Origin of the sequence: Clostridium sp. AN503 (assembly GCF_040719375.1) — a bacterium.
Classification (GTDB): Bacteria; Bacillota; Clostridia; order Lachnospirales; family Lachnospiraceae; genus Brotaphodocola.
Window position 1 is genome coordinate 2,427,093 of record NZ_JBFDTP010000002.1, and the last position, 16,327, is coordinate 2,443,419.

The 16,327-nt window shown below is 50.3% G+C and carries 13 protein-coding genes and 1 pseudogene; 1 reads left to right on the forward strand and 13 read right to left on the reverse strand.

Annotated features, from left to right (window positions below; translation table 11 throughout):
* The first annotated feature begins 103 nt into the window (after positions 1 to 103).
* Complete coding sequence (locus tag AB1I67_RS18705) at positions 104 to 1,012, forward strand: hypothetical protein (RefSeq protein WP_367031595.1); 909 nt, start codon at positions 104 to 106, stop codon at positions 1,010 to 1,012.
* A 105-nt stretch (positions 1,013 to 1,117) separates the two neighbouring features.
* Here the strand turns inward: AB1I67_RS18705 and AB1I67_RS18710 are convergent.
* The 13 genes and pseudogenes from AB1I67_RS18710 to glgA all read right to left on the reverse strand — a co-directional run bounded on the left by AB1I67_RS18710 (position 1,118) and on the right by glgA (position 16,325).
* Positions 1,118 to 1,814: pseudogene (locus tag AB1I67_RS18710) on the reverse strand (response regulator transcription factor).
* Complete coding sequence (locus AB1I67_RS18715; protein WP_367031596.1) at positions 1,804 to 2,919, reverse strand: DUF4118 domain-containing protein; 1,116 nt, start codon at positions 2,917 to 2,919, stop codon at positions 1,804 to 1,806. The pseudogene AB1I67_RS18710 and the gene AB1I67_RS18715 overlap by 11 nt, the downstream one beginning before the upstream one ends.
* A 131-nt stretch (positions 2,920 to 3,050) precedes the next feature.
* Entirely contained in the window at positions 3,051 to 3,803 is a 753-nt protein-coding gene (gene tpiA, locus AB1I67_RS18720) for a triose-phosphate isomerase (RefSeq protein WP_367031598.1), read from the reverse strand.
* A gap of 48 nt (positions 3,804 to 3,851) precedes the next feature.
* Positions 3,852 to 5,063, reverse strand: coding sequence for a phosphoglycerate kinase (locus AB1I67_RS18725; RefSeq protein WP_367031600.1), 1,212 nt, complete (start codon positions 5,061 to 5,063; stop codon positions 3,852 to 3,854).
* A 210-nt stretch (positions 5,064 to 5,273) separates the two neighbouring features.
* The gene (gene gap, locus AB1I67_RS18730; RefSeq protein WP_367031602.1) at positions 5,274 to 6,302 is read right to left on the reverse strand and encodes a type I glyceraldehyde-3-phosphate dehydrogenase; all 1,029 of its coding nucleotides are present in this window, start codon (positions 6,300 to 6,302) and stop codon (positions 5,274 to 5,276) included.
* A 126-nt stretch (positions 6,303 to 6,428) separates the two neighbouring features.
* Entirely contained in the window at positions 6,429 to 8,099 is a 1,671-nt protein-coding gene (locus AB1I67_RS18735) for a Na/Pi cotransporter family protein (protein ID WP_367031604.1), read from the reverse strand.
* 772 nt (positions 8,100 to 8,871) lie between these two features.
* The gene (locus tag AB1I67_RS18740; RefSeq protein ID WP_367031605.1) at positions 8,872 to 10,329 is read right to left on the reverse strand and encodes a M14 family zinc carboxypeptidase; all 1,458 of its coding nucleotides are present in this window, start codon (positions 10,327 to 10,329) and stop codon (positions 8,872 to 8,874) included.
* Positions 10,319 to 12,442, reverse strand: a complete 2,124-nt coding sequence (locus tag AB1I67_RS18745) for a polyribonucleotide nucleotidyltransferase (protein WP_367031606.1) — start codon at positions 12,440 to 12,442, stop codon at positions 10,319 to 10,321. The genes AB1I67_RS18740 and AB1I67_RS18745 overlap by 11 nt, the downstream gene beginning before the upstream one ends.
* Before the next feature lie 209 nt (positions 12,443 to 12,651).
* On the reverse strand, positions 12,652 to 12,918 hold the full coding sequence (gene rpsO, locus AB1I67_RS18750; protein ID WP_367031607.1) for a 30S ribosomal protein S15: 267 nt from the start codon (positions 12,916 to 12,918) through the stop codon (positions 12,652 to 12,654).
* 333 nt (positions 12,919 to 13,251) lie between these two features.
* Positions 13,252 to 13,605 (reverse strand): LytTR family DNA-binding domain-containing protein, encoded by a 354-nt coding sequence (locus AB1I67_RS18755; protein ID WP_367031608.1) that lies wholly within the window; start codon positions 13,603 to 13,605, stop codon positions 13,252 to 13,254.
* 197 nt (positions 13,606 to 13,802) lie between these two features.
* A complete protein-coding gene (locus AB1I67_RS18760) occupies positions 13,803 to 14,264 on the reverse strand; it encodes a divergent PAP2 family protein (RefSeq protein ID WP_367031609.1) in 462 nt (153 codons plus the stop codon).
* Positions 14,239 to 14,823 carry an HD domain-containing protein gene (locus tag AB1I67_RS18765; RefSeq protein WP_367031610.1) on the reverse strand — a complete coding sequence of 195 codons (585 nt, stop codon included), beginning with the start codon at positions 14,821 to 14,823 and terminating at the stop codon, positions 14,239 to 14,241. Before AB1I67_RS18765 ends, AB1I67_RS18760 begins: the two co-directional genes overlap by 26 nt.
* A gap of 59 nt (positions 14,824 to 14,882) precedes the next feature.
* Positions 14,883 to 16,325 (reverse strand): glycogen synthase GlgA, encoded by a 1,443-nt coding sequence (gene glgA / locus AB1I67_RS18770; RefSeq protein WP_367031612.1) that lies wholly within the window; start codon positions 16,323 to 16,325, stop codon positions 14,883 to 14,885.
* Between the last annotated feature and the right edge of the window lie 2 nt (positions 16,326 to 16,327).

Below are 16,327 nucleotides of genomic sequence, written 5' to 3' on the forward strand. Positions count from 1 at the left end.
GTTATCTTCTTTAATCTTCTTTAATAAATAAAGCAAAATTAAAAATATCTTAAAGCATTCCTGTACAAGGCTTGATATAATACTCAAAATGGAGGTTTTTACTATGCAAAAAGCTTATTTTCTGCTTGTGCTCGCCGCAGGGATACTATCCTTTTCCGGCTGCGCCGGCCCCAATATAAATGATCCCCATGGTACTACTGCAGAAAGCGTTTCCCTTTCCCAGGCCCCCGCCGTAGCTGCGGCTGCACCGGCAAACAGCAGCAGTTCAGCGTCCGAAGCCTCGCAGCAGGAAAAGGACGTCCTGCCCCAGATGATCTATATGAGAGACACCTGCATGACTTCTACCGGAAGAACAGCGGTCGTCACCTGCGGGACAGAAGACGGGACGATAGAAGTACTTGTTCCCCCCACAGAACGCCCGGCAGAAAATGGACAGGCCAACTTTGACTGCCAGGGCAGTTCCTACATCAGCCTTGCCGATGGAGCTGCCGCGGTACACCTTGACGGCTCCTATATTCTGTTCCTTGCCGACGACACAGTGGAATATCATGGAATTTACAAAAAGAAGAGCGATGTGTCGGAAGACACCTTAAAATGGCTGGATTTTTACTATTCACTGCCGGAGTCAGGACGTGATGCCCTGTCCATGGTACCTTCCGAATTTGCAGGCGAGATGTTTCCCTCTGCTGCTGTAGCAGAGACCGATGCCGGCGACATCTCCTATCTGGACGCGCTTACTGAAGAAGAAGTCCTGCAGACAGAAGCCCTGGCACAACAGTATTTTATAGAAGATGCCCCTATGTTTGAAGGTGTGGACCAGATCTATCCTGTCACCGCCGATACCACCCTGTATGGCAATGCAGGTCTGGAAGGGGAATATTCCCTGGGCAACATTATCATCTACAAGGTACTGACCGTGAAGGACCGCAGGGACGGCAACCCTTTCCGGTTTATCAGTATTGCCCGCAATTCCAAATCTGACGATTGGAAAGTCATCAACTGCGGATATTAAACTGTTGGTACTGTTTTATTTTTCCGCTCTCTTATCCAGAATTGACGTTCATGTATCAGAAAAGGTGTCCCGCCCACATTTTGTGCAGGCGAAGACACCTTTTTATTATTCCTTCATCCGGTATCCCACTCCGATCTCCGTAAAGATATAGTGCGGCTCCGCTGGATTCTTTTCCAGTTTCCGCCGGATATTTGCCATATTCACCCTCAGGATCTGATTGTCCGTATCTGCATACGGCCCCCAGATATCTTTTAGGATAAAATCATACGTAAGCACCTTTCCTGCATTCCGGGCAAGCAGAGACACCAGCTTATACTCGATCTGGGTCAGATGAATGTCCTGCCCCTCCAAAGTCACAAGGCGCTTGTCAAAATCGATCACCAGTCCATCCCGGGAGTATACAGGTTTGGCTGACTGCATATTGCCTGTCTGCGCGCTGTGCCGCAGAGCCGTACGGATACGCGCAAGAAGCTCGTCTGAGCCAAAGGGCTTGGTAATATAGTCATCCGCCCCCTTGTCCAGCGCCTCCACCTTTTCCTTCTCCTGGGTCCTGGCTGAGATCACAATCACAGGTACACTGGAAAAGCCGCGGATACGCTCGGAGCACCTCCATACCGTCCACATCCGGCAGTCCCAGGTCCAGCAGGATCATATCCGGGTGATGGGATGTGCACAGGGACAGACCGGACATACCATTCAGCGCCCGGACCGCCTTATAACCATTTGAAATCACAATCGTCTCGATATAATTACCAATATTCTTCTCATCCTCAACAATCAAAATCGTCTGTTTATTCATCATCTTCTTTTCCCTCTCCCAATGGTAATGTAAAAACAAATTCCGCTCCCCGCTCCCGGTTGGCTGCCTCGATCGTCCCGTGGTGTGCTGTGATAATGGTCTTGCAGATCGTCAGTCCAATACCCATGCCCTTGTGAGAATCCCCACTGGCGTTGCGCTCCATACCACAGCCGTCGAATATTGTATCCAGGCGCTGAGGATCTATCCCCTTTCCATAATCCCGTATATGGAATTCCACAAATCCCTCTTCTTTTTCCACATACAGCTCGACCGCATCCTCTACTCCCGAATGGTAAACTGCATTCTCCAACAGATTGATGATAACCTGCTCGATCAACATAGCGTCCATCGGCACCATCAGGAATTCATCTGGAACATGCACTTCTACCCGCGCCTTCGGCAAACGTCTGCGGAGCCGCTGCACCGCCTCTGAAACCACTTCCTCCAAAGGCTCCGGGCTGGTGCTTACCCGCGCATCCCCTACTCGGATCCGCGTTACCGAAAGCAGATTTTCCACCATATTGAGCAGCCAGTTAGCATCCTCACGGATGCTGTCTACCATCTCGGCCTTTTTCTCCCGGCTCAGTTTCGACTCATTATCCAGATATGTATTGGCGAGACCGATGATACTGGTCAGAGGAGTCCGAAGATCATGGGATACTGCGCGCAGCAGATTGGCGCGCATGGTCTCCTTTTCCGCTTCCATCAACAGCTTTTCCCGTTCATTTAGCATCTGGCTCTGTTTCTTAAACTTGGTAGTCATTGTGCTGGTAATGCCAGACACCAGCATCATTCCCACAAAAGTTACCGGATATCCGTCTATGGTAAAATTCAGATTCATATAGGGATAAGTAAACACATAATTCACAAAGATAACACCAAACACAGCCGCCACGATCCCCGGTATATATCCCACCGTATAGCGCGCCACCATCATCACTGCCAGCACATAGATAATAGCCACCGTGGTAGAGTTCCTGCTGTAATGGAAAAATGCCTGTGCCACCAGGGTAGAAATTCCCATGATCGCTACTGTGACACCTATATTGGTGAGGAGGGTGCGTTTATCCATCCGGGATTTTTCTTCCCTGTGCTTTCTCCTGTCCATGACTCTCTCCTGTCCATATCGACAACGCTTTATGATATCAGCCGCCGTTTTTTCACATCAAAAATGGGACAGAAAGCTAACAGCTCCTGTCCCAATCCATTTTACTACAAATCTTAATCCATGTACATAAATTATTTGTTATAATTTACGATTGCACCAAAATCCGGTTTTAAGGAAGCTCCGCCAACCAGGCCGCCGTCGATGTCTGCCTGAGCAAACAGCTCCGGTGCGCTGGATGCAGATACAGAACCGCCGTACTGGATGCGGACAGCTGCTGCAGTGGCTTCATCATAAATCTCGCCGATGCACACACGGATCGCTGCACATACTTCCTGTGCCTGCTCTGTGGTCGCTACCTTGCCTGTTCCGATCGCCCAGATCGGCTCATAAGCGATCACAGCAGTCTTGGCCTGATCTGCAGTCACATTCAGGAAAGCGATCTTGATCTGCTGACGGATCCAGTCGATCGTGATCCCCTGCTCTCTCTGGGTCAGGCTCTCGCCGCAGCAGATGATCGGGGTCAAGCCGTGCTCAAATGCCTTCAGGACTTTCTTATTTACGGTCTCATCGGTCTCTGCAAAGTACTCTCTGCGCTCAGAATGTCCAATGATCACATATTTAACGCCTGCATCCACAAGCATAGCCGGAGAGATCTCGCCGGTATAGGCACCCTTCTCCTCATAGTACATATTTTCTGCACCAATGTTGATATTGGTTCCCTTTGCAGCCTCCATTGCCGGAATAATGTCGATAGCCGGCACACAGAACACCACGTCAACCTCGTCGTTTGCAACCAGCGGTTTTAAAGTCTCAACCAGGCCAACTGCCTCGGACGGCGTCATGTTCATCTTCCAGTTGCCTGCAATGATTTTCTTTCTGGACATATTGTTTATTCTCCCTTTTGATTGTATTGAAGATCAATGTTCAATGCGTCAGCGCGCATCTGCTGCTGCTACGCCCGGAAGCTCCTTGCCCTCTAAGAACTCTAAGGAAGCACCGCCGCCGGTGGAAATATGGGTCATCTTGTCTGCAAAGCCCAGTCTCTTAACTGCATTTACAGAATCGCCGCCGCCGATCACGGTGGTTGCATCCTGAAGCTCAGCTACTGCACGGCAGATCTCCAGAGTACCCTCTGCGAAGTTGGAGAACTCAAATACGCCCATCGGCCCATTCCAAACTACGGTCTTGGCGCCTTCTAAAGCCTTCTTGTACAGCTCGATGGTCTTCGGTCCGATATCAAAGCCTGACCAGCCTGCATCGATGGTCTCCACCACCTTGCGCTCAGTATCGTTGGAGAACTCTTTGCCCTCTACATGGTCAACCGGCAGGAGCAGGTTCACGCCTTTGTCTTTTGCTTTCTGGATCATCTCCAGAGCATAGTCTAACTTGTCCGCCTCGCACAGGGAATTACCGATCTCCTGACCCTGTGCCTTTGCGAAGGTATATGCCATACCGCCGCCGATGATCAGGGTATCTACCTTATCGAGCAGGTTGTTGATCACGTTGATCTTGTCGGATACTTTCGCACCGCCCAGGATTGCCACAAACGGGCGAACCGGGTTCTCAACAGCTTCGCCTAAGAACTTGATCTCTTTCTCCATCAGATAGCCAACCACGTTCTCCTTGCAGCATTTTGCAACGCCGACGTTGGAGCAGTGAGCTCTGTGAGCGGTACCGAATGCATCGTTTACAAAGATGCCGTCGCACAGGGATGCCAGCTCTTTTGCATAATCCTCAGCAGCCGGGTCCTTGCCGTACTTGGTCTCTTCGCCGCGGTAACGGGTATTCTGGAGCAGCAGCACCTCGCCGTCCTTCAACTCCTCAGCCATCTTCTGGGTCTCCGGGCCGGTAACCTTCGGATCATCAGCAAACTTTACGGTAACGCCCAATCTCTCAGACAGTGCCGGAGCAACCGGCGCCAGGCTCATCTCCGGAAGCGGCTCACCCTTCGGCTTGCCCAAATGGGAACACAGGATCACACGGGCGCCCTGGTCAAGAAGCTTCTTGATCGTCGGGATCGCGCCGTCGATACGGTTATAGTTCTGGATAACGCCCTCTTTTAACGGAACGTTGAAATCGCAGCGTACCAGGACTCTCTTGCCCTGTAAATCTTTTAAATCGTCAACAGTTTTTTTGTTCAACATAGTGTTGCCCCTTTCTTGTATACAATATTCTTTTACATCAGAAAAAGGTCCGGTCCTTTTTAGACCGGACCCTTATTGAGTCTTAACTGTATGATGATAATGATGTTCCACCCGACTAAGGCTCGAAAGAACCTCGCCAAGTCTCGGGAACAGCTTTCACACTAACCTCACCTTTCGCCTGACGGCTCGGGTTCGCCAAGTGTTCAATACTTACAGCTCAGCGAAGTACTTAATGGTGCGAACCATCTGGCTGGTGTAAGAATTCTCATTGTCATACCAGGAAACAACCTGTACCTGATATAAATCATCGCCAATCTTGGAAACCATGGTCTGGGTTGCATCGAACAGGGAACCGAACTTCATGCCGATAACGTCAGAAGAAACGATCGGATCCTCATTGTAGCCGAAGGATGCAGAAGCTGCTGCCTTCATAGCTGCGTTGATGCCCTCTTTGGTCACGTCAGCGCCCTTAACCACTGCGGTTAAGATGGTGGTGGAACCGGTCGGTACCGGAACACGCTGTGCAGAACCGATCAGCTTGCCGTTCAGCTCCGGAATAACCAGGCCGATTGCTTTTGCTGCGCCGGTGGAGTTCGGAACGATGTTAGCTGCGCCAGCTCTTGCTCTGCGCAGATCGCCTTTTCTGTGCGGGCCATCCAGGATCATCTGGTCGCCGGTGTATGCATGAATGGTGCTCATGATACCAGACTGGATCGGAGCATAATCATTCAGAGCCTTAGCCATCGGAGCCAGGCAGTTGGTGGTACAGGAAGCTGCGGAAATGATGGTGTCATCCTTGGTCAGAACGTTCTCATTTACGCTGAATACGATAGTCGGCAGATCGTTGCCAGCCGGTGCGGAGATAACAACCTTCTTAGCGCCTGCATCGATATGAGCCTGAGACTTGTCCTTAGAGCAGTAGAAACCGGTACACTCTAATACTACGTCAACGCCAACCTCTGCCCACGGAAGATCTGCTGCGTTCTTCTCTGCGTAGATCTTGATCTCTTTGCCGTCTACAGTGATGGAACCCTCGCCAGCCTCTACAGTGTGCAGGCCCTCGCCCAAACGTCCGCAGTAGCCGCCCTGAGCGGTATCATATTTTAATAAGTGAGCCAACATCTTCGGATCGGTTAAATCATTGATAGCTACTACCTCATAACCCTCTGCTCCAAACATCTGTCTGAAAGCCAGACGGCCGATACGACCAAAACCATTGATTGCTACTTTTACTGCCATGATTCATTCCTCCTACATTGTTAAAAATTTAATGATTGTTAAATTATAATCAACCTACCTTCTATTTTACCTAATTATACATAAAATAGCAAGAGGTTTTTTCCTATTTTACGAACTCTTTAAAAATTACATTTCATCTTTCACATAACCAGCCAGATTGTAGGCATGATCAGACACTCTCTCCAGGTTGCTGATGATATCCAGGAACACAACACCGGCAGAAGGCTTGCACACGCCGTTGGATAAACGCTCGATATGCTTCTCCCGCAGCTCCTCTTCCTGGCTGTCCACATCATCCTCATACTGGCTCACCTTGCGGACCGAATCCATGTTGCCGGTCTGACGTGCATCGATGGCGTACTGGAATGATTTGATCACGCTGGCGCCAATCGATTTCAAATCATCAAAACCGGTCTCAGAAAAGTCCAGATGATGCTCCACCATATACTCCGCCTGCTCTGCCAGGTTTTCCGCATGATCACCGATGCGCTCGATATCGCTGACGCTGTAGAATAAGTTGTTGACGACCTTTTTCTGCTTTTCTGTCAGGGACAGATTATCCACCTTGATCAGATACTCTGTCAGCATCTTCTCCATATTGTCGATGGTTTTCTCCGTTTTATACACGGTTTCCACTTCTTCCAGATTTTCAGTCAATATGGCATCCAAAGCACGCTTTACATTATCCAGGGTGATCTGCCCCATATGGACCACTTCAAGAGCCGCAGTCTCCACCGCAAATGCCGGAGACTCGAAAATACGCTCATCCAGATGTTTGAACGTAGCCGCAGTCTCCTCGTCCTCCACCGGTACAGTCTCCGGCTTCTCCTTGACCACCAGCCCGGACAGCTTCACCAGCTGGTTTGCGAACGGGAACAGCAGCGTAGTCATACTCAAGTTAAACACCGTATGGAATATGGAAATCTGTACCGCACTGATATTAGAAGCGGCAAAGGCCGGACGCAGCGCAAACAACACAAACCCAAGGGTTCCAAACAGTACAGCACCAATAATATTAAACGTCAGATGCATCACAGCTGCCCGCTTCGCCGTGCGGGACCCGCCCATACTGGAGAGCATAGCCGTCACACAAGACCCGATATTCTGTCCCAAAGTAATATAAATAGCCGCATTAGTCGTAACGATCCCATTCATGGCAAGGGTCTGCAAAATACCCACAGATGCAGAAGAACTCTGCAATAACGCCGTCACCAGCGCACCGATCAGCATCCCCAGCAGAGGATTGCCGCCCAGCACCTCAAACGCCTTTGCAAAGATCGGAGCATCCGTATAAGGCGAAATAGATCCCGACATAAAGTCCAGCCCAATAAACAGCAGTCCCAGACCGATCATGATCTCGCCCACTGTCTTTTTCTTCTGGCTCTTTGCAAACACCAGCAAAAGTGCGCCGATCCCAATAATACATGGAGCATAAAAGCCCGGTTTCATGATCTCGAACGCATCCCCCAGCTGGCTCATGGATACGATCCACGCCGTGATGGTAGTACCGATATTGGCACCCATGATCACTCCCACCGCCTGAGTCAGGTTCAGTACACCAGCACTAACAAAACCGACCACCATAACAGTCGTAGCGCCGCTGCTCTGAATGATCGCCGTGATCAACGCGCCCAGCGCAATAGCCAGCAGCCGGTTATTGGTCAGCATCCCCAGAAAACTGCTCATCTTACTCCCCGCCGTCTTCTGCATACCATCCGCCATGATGTTCATACCATACAAAAACATCCCCAGCCCGCCTAAAAAACCAAATGCATTTGAAATGTCATTAATTGACATATCTTCCTCCTCATACCCACTTCGTACTTTTATTCATTTTCCTTATCCTGCAAAAAACGCATACACGCTAATGATAACATACAGCCAACTCTTATTTCAACCAGAATTAACAGAATGTTAAATTTTAGGCTAATTTGTGTAAATTTTTCCAATTCCCCCACCCCAAATTGTCACTTCAACAAAACCACAGCACAAAAAACAGACGCAAAAAACAGGATTTCAAAACGTTAAAATGGAATTTCACTTAAGAAACAAAAATAAAAGACACTTCAAGGATTCAAGATAAAAAACAGTTAAGAATTTTTAAACTTTTTAAGATTCAGAAAACTTTAAAACTCAAAAAAATTCTAAGGTTTTTAAGGTTTTAAGGTTTTAAGGTTTTAAGGTTTTAAGGTTTTAAGGTTTTAAGGTTTTAAGGTTTTAAGGTTTTAAGGTTTTAAGGTTTTAAGGTTTTCCTCCCCAGCGGCCGCCAGGAAACAGGCCGGGAATGGGCGCCGGGGCCTGGGATGCGGGCAGGGACTGCATATTGCGGAGGCCTGGAAGCACTTAGCTTCTGGCAGCAAAAAAAGCGGGGGCGCAGTTTGATGCACAACATCAAACTGCGAAGGGACCGGAGAAGCGAATTCATCAAGAATTCGGTTCGACTGTCCCTGGTACCCCGCTTTTTTGCTGTCAGGAGCTTAGAGCTTCCCGCCGACGACAATCCAGCAGTCCCGGCCCGCATCCCAGGCCCCGGCGCCCATTCCCGGCCGTCCCCCCTGCGGCCGCCCCATTAATGCTCCAAAGCAAACTTCATAACCACCGCCCACACTTCATTGTTGCGGTTCCAAACATCCGTAAACTCCGAAACCGGCATCGGGCAGGAAACGCTTCCCACCTCCAAAGTCAGGCTTGGCACTGGACTATCGTTAATCTGCACCCAGTCCTTAAATCCACCATGACCGCTGCTTCCCGCCAGCCGGTATCCGGTCTTCCCAGAAACCATATTCGCCAGATCTCTGGACTGGTCAGTCACTTTGTTGCCCGGATAATCCCAGTAAATAATATTTCCCATGCTGTGATAGCTGATAGTCGCCGCCCAGCTGCGGGAACTGATCAGATTGGCAAGCGCCTGGCTCTCAGGCTCCGAAAGAGCGCTGGTCCCGCGGTAGGTTGCATAGGACGGAGCCGGAGCCGATGTCACCTGCTCCCAGTTTGCCGGAAAATTCTGATTCAGATCTACACCGCGCCCGTTCGCCTTCCAGTAATCCAGATAGCGGTCAAATGCGGCGCTGGTCCTGCCAAGGGACTGGTCGCTTGCGTAGCACTGGTTGATCGTCTGCCTGAGCTGTTCAGAACGGATCGCGCTGATTCCAAACTGGCTCAGGCTGATACCGTCCGGATTCACCATGGGAACATAGTGGATAGCCACCTGATTGAACATATCAGACAGAGGGCGTCCCTCATAGCTTCCGCTGGAATAAAATGCCAGGCCGTATTCGAGCTGTTTCATCACCAAAAGCGGCGTCATATACTCCCTTGCATGGATTCCTGCGTGGATCAGCACATGCTTCGGCGCGTTGGGGTTGCCCACCACGATCTCATAGATACTCCTTCCGTCAAAGGTTGTACCGATCACGTTCGTCTTCATCAGGCTGCTGTAACGGGACTGCAGATTTCTGATGTCACGGCTCATCTGATCATAGGAGTATTTCTCTGCAACTGATACAACCGGATTCTGGACTGTGCCTGCAAAACCGTCAACACCTTTGCTTACTTCCGGCACAACCACCATACCCGGACCTCCTGCCATACCGCCCGGTCCGATGACTGGGGAACCCAGTCCCGCCGTCACTGTACCGGAGCCTGCCACAACGGTGCTGCTTCCAGGAGCAGGTCCCGCCGGGGCGCCTGAAGTAACCGTTGTACTGCCGCTATTGGACGAACCCGATGTCACGGTCGTGCTGCTTCCACTGCCCTCTGGCTGAGAGGAACCCGCCGTCACCGTCGAACTGCTTCCGCCGCCCTCTGGCTGAGATGCTCCCGCCGTCACCGTCGTGCTGGCCTGCGTACTCTCCGCCTGGGCAGGAACTGCCGTCTCCGTCTGGTTTTCCACTACAGCCTGGCCAATATTTTCTTCACCGGGCGCAAGTCCTGTCACCACGGTCTCTGTCTCTGCAAATGCCATAAAGGAACTACTGGCTACCATAACGGCAGCCAGCATTCCTGTAACTATTTTTTTAATCTTCATGCTCTTTTTTGTCATTGTCCTTTTTTGCAAGGTCTCCCGGTTTCATGCTCAGGCTGATTTTGCCCATCTTGTCTACATCCAGCACCTTCACCGTCACCATGTCGCCGATGTTCACCACATCCTCGACCTTCTCCACACGCTTGTCGGAAAGTCTGGAGATATGGATCATTCCATCTTTTTTCGGTTTCAGCTCTACAAATGCTCCGAACGGCATGATCCGCACAACCTTGCCGGTGATGACCTGGCCCGGCTCGATGTCGGTCACGATGCTCTTCACAATGCTCTTGGCCTTCTCGATCATCTCCTTGTCGGTGCCGCAGATCGATACATTGCCTTCCTCGGAAATATCAATCTTCACGCCGGTCTCTTCGATGATCTTGTTGATGGTGCTGCCCTGTTTGCCGACAACATCGCCGATCTTCTGAGGATCGATGCTGATGGAGTCAATCTTCGGAGCGTATTTGCCCACTTCTTTTCTCGGCTCAGAGATAGCCGGCTTCATACAGGTGTCCATAATGAACATCCGCGCTTCGCGGCATCTTGCGATGGCACCTTCTACGATCGCTCTGGTCAGCCCATGGATCTTGATGTCCATCTGGATCGCAGTGATTCCGTCTTCCGTACCAGTCACCTTGAAATCCATATCGCCGAAGAAATCTTCCAGGCCCTGGATATCGGTCAAAAGGACGAAATCTTCATCCGCATCGCCGGTCACCAGGCCACAGGAAATACCTGCAACCATCTTCTTGATCGGAACGCCTGCCGCCATCAGGGACATGCAGGAGGAACAGGTGGACGCCATGGAGGTGGAACCGTTAGACTCAAAGGTCTCGGATACCGTACGGATTGCGTACGGGAATTCCTCCTCGGAAGGAAGCACCGGAATCAGGGCGCGCTCAGCCAGAGCGCCGTGACCGATCTCACGTCTTCCCGGTCCTCTGGACGGTTTGGTCTCGCCAACCGAATAGGACGGGAAGTTGTAATGATGCATATATCTCTTTGCAACTTCATTCTCATCAAGGCCGTCCAGCTTCTGCTGCTCAGACAGCGGAGCCAGGGTACAGATATTGCAGATCTGGGTCTGTCCACGGGTAAACATGGCGGAACCATGCACTCTCGGGATTAAGTCGATCTCTGCCGCCAGCGGACGGATCTGGGAAAGCTCACGGCCATCCGGTCTCTTGTGATCTTTTAAGATCATCTTGCGGACAGTCTTTTTCTGATACTGGTAAATCGCTTCGCCAAGAACAGCCATCCAGTCTTCTTTATCTGCAAAAGCTGCTTCCAGCTTCTCAGTGATCAAGCGGATATTCCCCTCGCGGGTCTGCTTGTCGTCAGTAAATACTGCAACCTCCATCTCCTCCGGAGTTACGATCTCACGGATTGCGGCGAACAGCTCCTCCGGGATCGCACAGCTCTCGTAGGTGTGCTTCTCTTTGCCGCACTCTGCCACGATTCCGTCGATAAACCGGATGATCTCCTGGTTCACTGCATGAGCCTTATAGATCGCCTCGATCATGGTCGCCTCCGGAATCTCATTGGCTCCGGCCTCGATCATGATAACTTTCTCTTTGGTAGATGCAACCGTCAGGGTCAGATCGCCGTTCTTCCACTGGATCTGAGACGGGTTGATAATAAGCTCCCCATCGATCATGCCCACCTGCGTCATAGCGCACGGACCGTCAAACGGGATATCGGAGATGCTGGTCGCGATCGCAGAACCCAGCATAGCCACGATCTCCGGACGGCACTCCGGATCAACGCTCATGACCAGATTGTTCAGGGTCACATCATTGCGGTAATCCTTCGGGAACAGCGGTCTCATGGGACGGTCGATCACGCGGGAGGTCAGGACTGCATTCTCAGAAGCCTTGCCCTCTCTCTTATTAAATCCGCCCGGGATCTTCCCGACTGCGTATAACTTCTCCTCAAACTCCACGCTCAGCGGGAAGAAATCGATACCCTCCCTCGGTTTGTCTGATGCGGTAGCCGTTGATAATACGGTGGTATCACCATAATGCATGAATGCCGCGCCGTTTGCCTGCTTTGCCACTCTGCCGATATCTACGGTCAGGGTTTTGCCTGCAAGCTCCATACTAAAACTTTTGTACATGCTTTTTGTCTCCTTTAAAAAATAATTTATATTCAGCAGAAGACTCCGAAACTACTGCTCTGCCTGCAACCTGTGATCCTCACTCTGTCTCCGGGTTACGGGTACAGCAGCGGCTTCGGGGTGCGTCTTCTGACAAAATATCGCGTTTTTCTACAACCATCCGGAAAGCAAAATAGGGTGGAGAAAACCTCTCCACCCTAACGTCCTCATTACTTTCTGATGCCTAACTTTTCAATCAGCGCACGATAGCCTTCCAGGTCGGTTTTCTTTAAGTAGTCTAAGAGACCACGTCTCTGTCCTACCATCTTCAGCAAACCACGTCTGGAATGATGATCCTTCTGGTTCTCCTTTAAATGCTCGGTCAGCTCTGCAATTCTTGCAGTCAGGATCGCGATCTGAACCTCCGGTGAACCGGTATCTCCAGCTTTTCTGCCGTACTCGGCGATGATTGCTGCTTTCTTTTCCTTTGAAATCATAATGATTTCCTCCTTTATTTTTAGTCTTACCGCAAACCAGGTCATCGGTTGGAGTATCCGGACGACTGGGTTTCGGCGTTAATTCATACCGATTTATCATAGCATATTCTATTGGGACTGTCAATTCATTTCCAAAGCATTTCCCTGTATTTCTTCTACTTTTTTTCATGTCCTGCCTTTGAGGCAGTAAGAATCTTACCGCCATCAGGTAAGATTCCCTGCAGATATGGATGGCAGACAGCGAGAACACTGTCGAATTGTGACAGACATACTCTAGCACAGGTTTTGTCCAGCCACAATAAAACTTCCAAAAATGACTTTCTCTCTGCAATTTTATCCCAGCTTCTTGCAGTTTTTCTGGTCAAAATAACTCCTCACCGTATCCCGCACCTGCTTTCTCCGGGTCTTACTGACAGGCACCCGGGCGCCGTTGCGCATGATCAGCTCATCCTGCCCAACCACCTGCACGTACCGCAGATGGACCAGATAAGAATAATGCGGCCGGATGACCGGCATCCCCTTTAAATGCTCCTCCTCATCATTGATCCGGTTTCCGATCGGATAGACCTGCGTCTTCGTATGTACATAGATCACCCTCTGTTCCAAGTGGATATAGTAGATTTCCCGTTCATACAGATGGATCAGTTTACCCTTGTATTCCCATACAAATTCGCGTTCTTTTTTCATAGTTCATATTCCCCGTTTCATAAAATAATAAGCCTGCCGAAAAAAACGGCAGACCCATTACATAAACGCAGAATATTCCATTTTATAACAATAATTATGACATTTTTCGACAAATCTTGCTACTTCTTACTTTACAGCTGGGCTGATCATGAAAGAACACCTCGCATTCCGGCGGCTTCCCATCTCCCAGATCAGGCCTATATATATGCCTGATGTACCAGAAGCGCCAGAAGAATCCCCAACACCGCACCTGCAAATACCTGCAGCGGCGTGTGTCCCACAAACTCCTTCAGCTTCTTCTGGAAATGCTCATTATCCAGCTTAAAAAAGTCCTGCTCCATAATGATATTCAAAAGCTTCGCCTGCTTGCCGGTCTCCTGGCGGACACCGATCGCATCATACATCACCACCGACGCCAGCACAAAACATATGGCAAACTCGAAAGAGCCGACTCCATAGCACAGCCCCGCACTGGTCGTCAGTCCACAGACCGTGGCTGAATGGGAACTGGGCATACCGCCCGAGCCTACCAGCCGCTCTGCCGAAAAGCTTCTGTTAAGTGCAAAATCCAGCATCGTTTTCAGTACCTGCGCCACCGTCCATCCTACCAGGGCGCTGATCAGGATTTCATTACTAAATAGTTTTTCCCAGAATGTCATGTCGTACTCCTGTTTTACTCCGTATCCTGTCTCGTATATTCTCCACAACTTCCGCCAAACTGCATACCTTGTCTGCATAACAAACAGCCAGGCCCTCACGCGTGGAGGGCGGAACCGGAGTCAGCGGCCACATATGTCTCAGGATCATATCCTGTTCCTGCTCCGTCAATTCAAAATACCGGACCGCATTTTTAAGGGCCGTCCTCGGATGGGTAAAGCCATGGAAACGCTGCCCTGTCAGCTTTGCATGGGTATGCCAGTCATACAAAAACAGATCATGCAAAAGTGACGCACGGGCTGCAGACCGGCTGTCCCATCCCATCTTCCGGCAGATCCGGTAGCTCAAATAGGACACCCGGACACAATGCTCTTTACAGGTGGTGGTTCCATGCTGATAGTAATGGTCCATGGAACAGAACACCGGATGCTCCAGGATGTCCTGCACACAGGCAAGGTACTCCATATCCCCGGCGTAAAGGCGCCGCTCGGCCCAGTCCTCATTCTCCATCCACTGTTTCATCTGTCGGCGTTCAGCCGGCGTCAGCCGCAACGCTCCCATTGCTATTATCTCACCTGTCCTTCGTTCAATCCCTGCATATAGTTTCCAGAAAAACCAGCTTACCCGATCAGCCAGTCGTACAACTCCTGGTACTTAAGCGCTGAGGTCTGCCATGAGAAATCCGCAGCCATAGCCCTGTCAATGATCTTGTTCCATTCCCGCTTTTTATCGTAGTAGATATGCTTTGCATAGCGGATCGTATCCAGCATCTCATGGGCGTTATAATTGGCAAAGGAAAATCCTGTGCCCTTGTTCTCGAATTCATTATACGGCTCTACCGTATCCTTGAGTCCTCCGGTCTCCCGCACGATCGGCACGGTGCCGTAGCGCAGCGACATCAGCTGGCTTAAGCCGCACGGCTCAAACAGGGACGGCATCAGGAACGCGTCACATGCCGCATAAATCTTGTGTGACAGTTCATTGGAATAGTATATCTGAGCGGAAACCCGGTCATGATATTTCCAGTCATAGTGACGGAACATGTTCTCATACTTCTCGTCTCCGGTGCCCAGCACAACAAGCTGGATGTCTTCGCTGCACAGCTCATCCATCACGGCCTGGATCAGATCCAGCCCCTTCTGGTCTGTCAGACGGGAAACAATACCCACCATAAACTTCTTATCATCTACCGGCAGACCCAGCTGCTCCTGCAGCGCACGTTTGTTTTTAACCTTTTCCTTGCGGAAGGTCCTGGCGCTGTAGTTTTGTACGATCATGCTGTCAGTCTCCGGGTTGAACTCGTCGTAATCAATGCCATTGACAATCCCGCGCAGGCTGTTTGCCCTTGCCCGCATCAAACCGTCCAGGCCCTCGCCGTAAAACGGCATCTTGATCTCTTCTGCATAAGTCTGGCTCACGGTGGTGATTGCATCTGCAAATACGATGCCGCCCTTCAGCATATTGCCATCCTTGTATGCCTCCAGCTTATCCGGAGTAAAGTAGTAATCCGGAAGCATGGAAAACCGTTTGATCGTCTTCACATCCCACACACCCTGGAACTTTAAGTTGTGGATGGTCATCACCGACTTCATTGCGGAAAAGAACTCTCCTCCGTGGAACCGGTCCTTTAAGTATACCGGTATCAGGCCGGTCTGCCAGTCATGGCAGTGCACCACATCAGGCTTGAACCCGATGACAGGCAGTGCGGACAGCGCCGCATTACAGAAGAAGGAAAACTTCTCCAGGTCATAGAACCAGTCACCGTAAGGCTTTGCTCCATTAAAATAAGCTTCATTGTCAATAAAATAGAAGGTAATTCCGTCATATATATATTCCAGGATTCCCACATACCGGCTCTGCCCCAGATAATCCATGTAAAAATGATTCACATAGGTCATCTCATTGCGCCACTTTTCATTGATGCACAGATATTTCGGAATCATCACGCGCACATCAAAAAACTCTTTGTCAAAGCACTTCGGCAAAGACCCCACTACATCGGCCAGTCCTCCGGTCTTGATAAACGGTACGGCCTCTGATGCAACAAACAGAATATTTTTCATCG